We start from the raw sequence: 5,190 nt of genomic DNA on the forward strand, positions 1-5,190 counted from the left end.
GTCTTCACCTACAAGTAGGGTACAGCTTAAGTCTTCTTGGCGGTAACGCGTTTTTACCGTGCAGCGAGTTGTGCCTTTAGGGCCAATACGGTCTACCCAGTGAAGTTGGTTTGCGTTAAGACCGTTGCTGTATAGGCGAGGGTGATCTTTACCTTGGCCCACAATAAGTACATTTCGCTCAAGGTCTTTATCGACCACGTACCAAGGCTCACCAGAACCTTCTTTCATACCACCAATTAACAAGCCTTTGCGTTGTCCAAGTGTGTGGTACATTAAGCCTTCGTGCTCGCCTACGTTATTACCGTCTGTGTCTTCGATAACGCCAGGTTGTGCTGGTAAGAACTTTTGTAAAAAGTCTTTAAATTTACGCTCACCAATAAAGCAGATACCTGTACTGTCTTTTTTATCGTGAGTGATTAGGTCTTGTTCTTCTGCTATGCGGCGTACTTCTGGTTTTTCGATATCGCCTACCGGGAATAACGTTTGGCCAATATGTTCATGGCTTAGGGTATATAAGAAGTAGCTTTGATCTTTATTGTTATCAAGTCCACGACACATTACGTATTTGTCATCGCGAAGCTCACGGCGAACATAGTGACCCGTTGCAATAAAGTCAGCACCGAGTGCTTGAGCTGCAAATTCCAAAAAGGCTTTAAATTTAATTTCTTTATTACACATTATATCTGGGTTAGGTGTACGGCCTGCTTTGTACTCTGCTAAAAAGTACTCAAATACGTTGTCCCAGTATTCTGCCGCAAAGTTAACAGTGTGAAGCTCAATGCCTAATTTGTCGCACACGGCTTGTGCATCTTTTAAGTCATCAGCGGCAGCACAGTATTCATCATTGTCATCTTCTTCCCAGTTCTTCATAAACAGGCCTTCGACTTGGTAGCCCTGTTGTTGTAACAAATATGCAGATACAGAAGAATCAACACCGCCGGACATGCCAACAATGACTTTAATGTGACTATTTTCGCTCATGAATAATTTCGCTTATACAGATTACTGTTAACTTGGAAAGGCCGCGATTATAGCATGTATTTTGTTTGTGCTTAAAGAGCGTAGGGCGGCAAAGGACATAATTTGTCACTATTTTATTTGTATAACAAATAGCAAACTAGACTTAAACGCATTATCAGGCTGTAACTTTAGTAATATTAAAGTGATATTTACTAATAAATTAAGACTATAGAATAATTCATGTAGTTATTGAGTTTTATTAATAGTATTTTCTTTTAAAACTACTAGAGTAAATATACACTTAATAAAAATAAAATAGTGGTGAGTATATGAATGTAAACCACTTTAAAGCCGCTTGAAATATAGTCAATGGAATGAATATATGAATTATGCCTATCAAATAAACAAGATAAATTCTTTAGTTGAACACTACACACGCAAATCTGATTTTGTGGATAGTGAATTACTCTCCAGTAAAACGACAGAGTTTAAAAAGTCAGCCTATCACCTTTTTTATGAGTTAATAAAACTCAAAAACCCTCATATTTACCAAGAACCAAACCATGTACATGAGTTATTTAGCTTAATAAAGGGTTCAACCGTTAAAAAGAACATTGAGCTAAAGGTGCTGGAGCATGTGGAGCACTGGTGGCTTGAATGGTATTTCGCTTTAGAAATGGATGAAAAGCTTAGTATTGAAAAAAGTGATATGCCAATGAGTTACTTACCTCAAAGTACACTCAACCCTATGCGCAAACATGAGATAAGTCACTACGCTAGGTTATTTACCGTTTTGCCAATGCCTGTATGTAATGTATGTGCCAAGACGGGTGATATTTTGAAAGTTAATCAACGTTTTGTAGATGTTTTTGGTTATACAGTAGAAGATGTGCCAAATCTTAAATCATGGTGGGAAAAAGCGTATCCAGATCCCCAATACAGAGCACTTGCAAAAGAGCTGTGGCAAGACTCACTTGAAAAGGCACTTAATAACAATAATGACATACCCGCAAATAACTATCGAGTGTCTTGTCGTGATGGCTCGCAAGTGATGATGGAAATTTCAGGGATTGATATAGGTGAAGAGTTTTTAGCTGTTTTTAATGATGCAACAGAGCGTTTAGAAGCAGAAGATATACTCAGGGATATGGCCTTTTTGGATGCATTAACCAAAATTGCGAATAGACGTCGGTTTGATGAAAAGCTATCGCATGAGTTTGAACGAGCAAAAGAATGCGAAGGCATGCTATCGATGATTATTATTGATATTGATCATTTTAAACAATTTAATGACCGGTATGGGCATGTAGCGGGTGATTCGTGCTTATATGACGTGGCTCAAAAAATTGCTTCAACGGTTAGTCGCCCAGAAGATTTTGTGGCTCGCTATGGTGGAGAAGAATTTGTTGTTTTACTTCCACAAACGGATAGGCAAGGAGCGTTGTTTATAGCTGAGCAAATACAAAAAGCTGTAGAAAGCTTAGCTATTGCTCACCAGGATAGCTTTACCTGATTTTTATCTATAAGTATGGGTATTAATACCATCAGCAACTATACAAATAGTAATGAAATCAGCTTTGTTAAAGCCGCTGATAACGCCCTGTATTATGCTAAAAAACAAGGGCGTAATTGTATAGCGCTAAGCTCTGAGTAAATCAATTATAAATAGTTTCTAAGCTTAACGCTGGTCGATTCAGGCTGTCGTTAATACACTTGAGCACTAAAGGGCTCCTAAGCGGTAATGATTTTATTTGCTCTAATGTATGCCAGTTAGCGCTGATAATGTCAGAATCTATTGGTGTTGGTGCTTTTATATTATTAGGCGCTTCAAATAAAAAGCAGAATCGCAAATAGTGCACTGCGTTATCGGCATGCAAATTATAAACACCTAAAAACCCAATAGGCTCAAGCGCTAAGCCTGTTTCTTCTAGTAGCTCTCTGCTTGCAGCTTGGGCAAGTGTCTCATTTTGCTCTAAATGACCCGCAGGTTGATTGTAACAAACCAGCTGTGTAAATTTATCGTGCTCTTTTACAAGTAAAAACTCATTTTGCTTTTTTACTATTGCCGCAACTGTTACATGCGGTTTATGCATCAACTACACCCTTAATTACTTTGTATTCACCACAATTAATATCATCTAACGTATAGTTGCCAATACTGTAGCGAATAAGGCGAAGTGTAGGGTGGCCAATATGCGTGGTCATTCGACGAACTTGTCTGTTTTTACCTTCATTAATGGTAATACTTAGCCAAGTGGTAGGGATTGCTTTTCGCTCGCGTACAGGCGGATTACGAGTCCAAATTGTAGGTTCATCAATTATTTTAACGTTAGCGGGGAGTGTAAGCCCGTCTTTAAGTTCTACGCCATTACATAAATCATTAATTGATTCACTTGTTGGTTCACCTTCAACTTGTGCCCAGTATGTTTTATTCGTTTTTTTATCAGGTGCAGTTAAGGTGTTTTGCAATTTTCCACAGTTTGTTAAAAGTAATAAACCTTCACTGTCTCTGTCTAATCTTCCTGCTGCGTAAACTTCTTTAATAGGTATAAACTCAGCGAGAGTTTTTCTGTCTGCGTCATCTGTAAATTGGCATAGCACATCAAATGGTTTATTGAATAACACAATTTTTCTGTCTTTAGATGCTATTTGCGGCTTTATTTCTCTTTTACCTGAAGGCGTTTTGTTAAGTGCACTGCGAGAATAAGTACGCCCTGTACTTCTTTTTGGCTTGGATTCAGTTACTTGATTATTGCCTGATTTAGATCTCATTATATGCACCTAGCTGGTTTTGGTAATCCGGCGATTTTTGTTGCTTGCTTAGCAGGGCCTTTAGGGAATAATTTATATAAATAAAGGCTGTTTCCTTTGTCTTCACCGAGTGCTTTAGCCATTGCTTTTACAAGCATCCGAATTGCTGGGCTGGTGTTATATTCAATGTAAAAATCACGAACAAAGTTAATAACTTCCCAGTGCTGCTCACTAAGTGTGATGTTTTCTTGAGTAGCAATTACAGGCGCCAGCTCCTTTGACCATAAAGTATGGTCGAGCAAGTAGCCTTGTTTGTCGGTTTCAATCTGTTGGTTGTTAAATTCAAGCATGAGTTACCACGTAATTGATTGATTAGTTGATAAAGTGAGTGCCACAAAGTCTTCATAGCTAATTGCTTTATCGTTATCTGCTAATTTTATTGCACGTACTTGCGCGTCTTGTTCAAGTATTAACAGTGTATCTGCAAATTGTCTAAATTGTTTTTTTGCAAAGCAGGCATCACCAACAAGTAGTACCTTATCGCCTGATAAAATTAAATTCTCAAGCTGATTTGCCGAGTAATAGTTAAGCGGCTTTGAAAAAATATGTAACGTACTCATAGATTCACCACATGTTGCTGCGCTTTAATTAGTGTTTGTTGTTGACTAAAGTTAAGAGCTTTTGCCTCTATGAGTAAATCATGTTTATTTAAACCATAATCAAGCAATGATTTTTCACACACGAAAATATTTTCAACATCATATATTTCGAGTGTTTTAATATTTTTAAAAAAGTCTTTTAAGCCAATATTGTTTGGTTGTTGGTGCTTTTTTAAAGCCAAAACAGCGGGGCCACTAAACAACCAACTTACATTTTGGTCAACAGCAGCAAATATCAATGTCATATCTAGTGCATCACGAATATTTAAATCGTCAAATGGGCTGCACTGACTCATTACTAATACGTTTATCATTTAAATTGCACCCATTTATCTGCGTCGCTTGCAAGCATTGCAAATTCAGCTAACCCTGCGACTTTAAATACACCTGTGTTTTTAATATCTAACCCGCGCTTTTGCGCGGCGGTAACACACAGCATTAAATTTAAATTTTGATCAGCGAGTTGCTGCCAAAGTGCTGAAATTTGAAGTTCGTCTGAGGATAAATCAAAGTGGGTAGATGCATGATAAATACCTTGCTGGTATAAAAAAATAGCATCAATGGTGTGCCCTTGGGCTAAACATGCATTCGCAAATTTAACTATGCGTTGCGTGGTATCGTGATCGGATGGTGGTGTATGTAATGAAAGAACAAAGCGTGCCAAAACAATTCCAATAAAAAAGCCCCAATAAAGGGGCTATTTTAACAGAACTATTTAATTAGTCATCACTTGCGCCAAGTAGAGCAAGCAAAGAAGTAAATAAGTTATATACGCTTAGGTATAAAGAGACTGTTGCACGAATGTAGTTGGTTTCGCCGC

Annotated in this window: 7 protein-coding genes and 2 pseudogenes; 1 reads left to right on the top strand and 8 read right to left on the bottom strand. The window is 37.9% G+C overall.

Features of this window, described 5'->3' with window-relative positions; translation table 11 throughout:
• A partial coding sequence (gene mnmA, locus L654_RS0101675) for a tRNA 2-thiouridine(34) synthase MnmA (protein WP_024607060.1) occupies positions 1 to 981 on the bottom strand: 981 nt, incomplete at its 3' end.
• A gap of 361 nt (positions 982 to 1,342) precedes the next feature.
• Here mnmA and L654_RS01000000125340 point away from each other — a divergent pair.
• Positions 1,343 to 2,614: pseudogene (locus L654_RS01000000125340) on the top strand (sensor domain-containing diguanylate cyclase).
• Position 2,615: 1 nt separating this feature from the next.
• Here L654_RS01000000125340 and L654_RS0101685 read toward each other — a convergent pair.
• The 7 genes and pseudogenes from L654_RS0101685 to L654_RS1000000127175 form a co-directional block, all read right to left on the bottom strand.
• On the bottom strand, positions 2,616 to 3,053 hold the full coding sequence (locus L654_RS0101685) for an NUDIX domain-containing protein (RefSeq protein WP_024607061.1): 438 nt from the start codon (positions 3,051 to 3,053) through the stop codon (positions 2,616 to 2,618).
• Entirely contained in the window at positions 3,046 to 3,732 is a 687-nt protein-coding gene (locus L654_RS0101690; protein ID WP_024607062.1) for a pseudouridine synthase, read from the bottom strand. Before L654_RS0101690 ends, L654_RS0101685 begins: the two co-directional genes overlap by 8 nt.
• Entirely contained in the window at positions 3,732 to 4,061 is a 330-nt protein-coding gene (locus L654_RS0101695; protein WP_007375712.1) for a TusE/DsrC/DsvC family sulfur relay protein, read from the bottom strand. Before L654_RS0101695 ends, L654_RS0101690 begins: the two co-directional genes overlap by 1 nt.
• A gap of 3 nt (positions 4,062 to 4,064) precedes the next feature.
• Positions 4,065 to 4,331, bottom strand: a complete 267-nt coding sequence (locus tag L654_RS0101700) for a DsrH/TusB family sulfur metabolism protein (RefSeq protein WP_008133664.1) — start codon at positions 4,329 to 4,331, stop codon at positions 4,065 to 4,067.
• A complete protein-coding gene (tusC, locus tag L654_RS0101705; RefSeq protein ID WP_002962696.1) occupies positions 4,328 to 4,684 on the bottom strand; it encodes a sulfurtransferase complex subunit TusC in 357 nt (118 codons plus the stop codon). The genes L654_RS0101700 and tusC overlap by 4 nt, the downstream gene beginning before the upstream one ends.
• Positions 4,681 to 5,034, bottom strand: a complete 354-nt coding sequence (gene tusD / locus L654_RS0101710; RefSeq protein WP_024607063.1) for a sulfurtransferase complex subunit TusD — start codon at positions 5,032 to 5,034, stop codon at positions 4,681 to 4,683. Before tusD ends, tusC begins: the two co-directional genes overlap by 4 nt.
• A 55-nt stretch (positions 5,035 to 5,089) precedes the next feature.
• Positions 5,090 to 5,190: pseudogene (locus L654_RS1000000127175) on the bottom strand (BAX inhibitor (BI)-1/YccA family protein); the annotation flags it as partial.

Source organism: Pseudoalteromonas sp. TAB23 (assembly GCF_000498075.1).
GTDB lineage: Bacteria > Pseudomonadota > Gammaproteobacteria > Enterobacterales > Alteromonadaceae > Pseudoalteromonas > Pseudoalteromonas arctica.

Bases quoted from the DNA above. Each gene is read 5' to 3' on its own strand.
- L654_RS0101700 (WP_008133664.1), bottom strand. From the start codon at position 4,331: ATGAGTACGTTACATATTTTTTCAAAGCCGCTTAACTATTACTCGGCA.
- L654_RS0101685 (WP_024607061.1), bottom strand. From the start codon at position 3,053: ATGCATAAACCGCATGTAACAGTTGCGGCAATAGTAAAAAAGCAAAAT.
- L654_RS0101690 (WP_024607062.1), bottom strand. From the start codon at position 3,732: ATGAGATCTAAATCAGGCAATAATCAAGTAACTGAATCCAAGCCAAAA.
- tusC (WP_002962696.1), bottom strand. From the start codon at position 4,684: ATGATAAACGTATTAGTAATGAGTCAGTGCAGCCCATTTGACGATTTA.
- L654_RS0101695 (WP_007375712.1), bottom strand. From the start codon at position 4,061: ATGCTTGAATTTAACAACCAACAGATTGAAACCGACAAACAAGGCTAC.